The 1,543-nt window shown below is 64.4% G+C and carries 2 protein-coding genes and 1 pseudogene; 2 read left to right on the forward strand and 1 reads right to left on the reverse strand.

Annotated features, from left to right (window positions below):
* Window positions 1-502: pseudogene (locus EOA33_RS35265) on the reverse strand (ATPase); the annotation flags it as partial.
* A 153-nt stretch (window positions 503-655) separates the two neighbouring features.
* On the opposite strand from EOA33_RS35265, the gene EOA33_RS35270 reads away from it, so the two are divergent.
* Together EOA33_RS35270 and EOA33_RS35275 are read left to right on the forward strand one after the other, a co-directional pair.
* Window positions 656-1,222: an XRE family transcriptional regulator gene (locus tag EOA33_RS35270; protein WP_127407688.1), complete on the forward strand. Its 567-nt coding sequence runs from the start codon at window positions 656-658 to the stop codon at window positions 1,220-1,222.
* 4 nt (window positions 1,223-1,226) lie between these two features.
* Window positions 1,227-1,535, forward strand: a complete 309-nt coding sequence (locus tag EOA33_RS35275; RefSeq protein ID WP_127407689.1) for a hypothetical protein — start codon at window positions 1,227-1,229, stop codon at window positions 1,533-1,535.
* Window positions 1,536-1,543 lie beyond the last annotated feature (8 nt).

Raw genomic sequence — 1,543 nt, forward strand, 5'->3', positions numbered from 1 at the left:
CGTCGATGGCGATGTTGGCGTCGATCGCCTCGTCCTGTGACAGCGTGCCAATGGTGATCGAATGCCGGCCGGCGAGGTCGTAGACGGCCTGCAAGTCGCGGCTGCGGATGCGATGCGCAATGGCGCCGATATGTGGGTAGGTGGTGATGCCGCGATCGAAGACCGGCTTAGCGCCCGGCTCGGCGCCGTCACGCACTTCGCCGATCAACTCGATGCTGACCTCGATCGGGTTCTGGCCCTCATTGCTCCAGGCGCGGTCCGACTTGCCGATTTCATAGACGAGGCCGACGGTTCGCGTCGAGCCGAGGTTGATCGAGATCATCTTGCCGACGGTCCATAGACCGGTGACCGTGCCTTCGACATCGTCGGCATAGGCGCTGATGGTGGCCCGCGCGCCGTCGCATTGCACGACATTGCCGAGAATGCGCTTGTCGTTCTGTTCCCTGTTGCGGCGCTCCTGCGAGGTCGCTTCTCCAACGGAGACTTCGCGTTCGACAAACATAAATGGCATGATCCCCATTCCCTCGGCGTTCAGCCTACACAGATGAGGTTAAGCCGGGGTGAGGTCGGATGGTGTAGGCGGCGTTAAGCCGACCGCTAAGATTCGATCAAGCGCGCTCTTTCATTCCATGTCTTCATTCGATATATTGAACGAATGAATTATATAGCGAACGACATTTCATCCAGCCTTGGCAACAGGATACACTCGGAACGGACCTTGCGGGGCTGGTCGCTGGCGCAGCTGGCGGAGCGCTCCGATGTGTCGAAGGCAATGCTCAGCACCATAGAGCAGGGCAAGACCAGCCCGACCGCGGCGCTGCTGGTGCGCATCGCCGCGGCCTTCGGCATGACGCTGTCGACGCTCATTGCCAGGGCGGAACTCAAGGGCGGCGGCCTGCTGCGCGAAGGCGAGCAGCCGGTGTGGCGCGATCCGGCCACCGGCTATCTCAGGCGGCACCTCTCGCCGGCGTCGGACATGCCGCTCGAACTGGTCAAGGTGCGCTTGCCGGCGGGCGCCAGCGTCAGCTTTCCTGCGGCGTCTTACGCCTTCATCAAGCAGCAGATCTGGCTGATCGGCGGACGGCTCGACTTCACCGAGGGTGAAGTCGTGCACAGTCTTCGGGCCGGCGACTGCCTGGCGCTCGGCGCGCCGTCCGACTGCGCCTTCCATTCCCCGGGTCCGGACGCCGCCGACTATCTGGTCGCGCTGGTCAGGGGCTGACGGCATGGCGCGACGTCCCCGACGCTCGCACAATGGCGGGCCGCCGCTCGACGACTATGACGGCCCGCCCTGGGGCCAGGGCGACGCCTACATTTTCCTTGCCTGGCAGGCCGCCCACGCCAAAGCCTGGAAGGCGCCCAGCCGCGACGTCATGCTGATGCGGCTGGAGAGAGCCGAGCGGCTCGGCCTGACCTATGAGGAATACACGCTCGAGATCCTCGAGCGCGGCCGCCACCTCGGAGAAGGGGACGCCGAACGGATTGCCGAAATCCGCAGCGCACGGAAACGAAGGCGGTTCAGCCATCTGGCGTGACACAGGTC

This window comes from Mesorhizobium sp. M4A.F.Ca.ET.050.02.1.1, from assembly GCF_003997725.1.
In the GTDB taxonomy this organism is placed as follows: Bacteria; Pseudomonadota; Alphaproteobacteria; order Rhizobiales; family Rhizobiaceae; genus Mesorhizobium.

What these genes read in the sequence shown, in the direction of transcription:
- EOA33_RS35270 (WP_127407688.1), top strand. Translation starts at nt 656, where the DNA reads ATGAATTATATAGCGAACGACATTTCATCCAGCCTTGGCAACAGGATA.
- EOA33_RS35275 (WP_127407689.1), top strand. Translation starts at nt 1,227, where the DNA reads ATGGCGCGACGTCCCCGACGCTCGCACAATGGCGGGCCGCCGCTCGAC.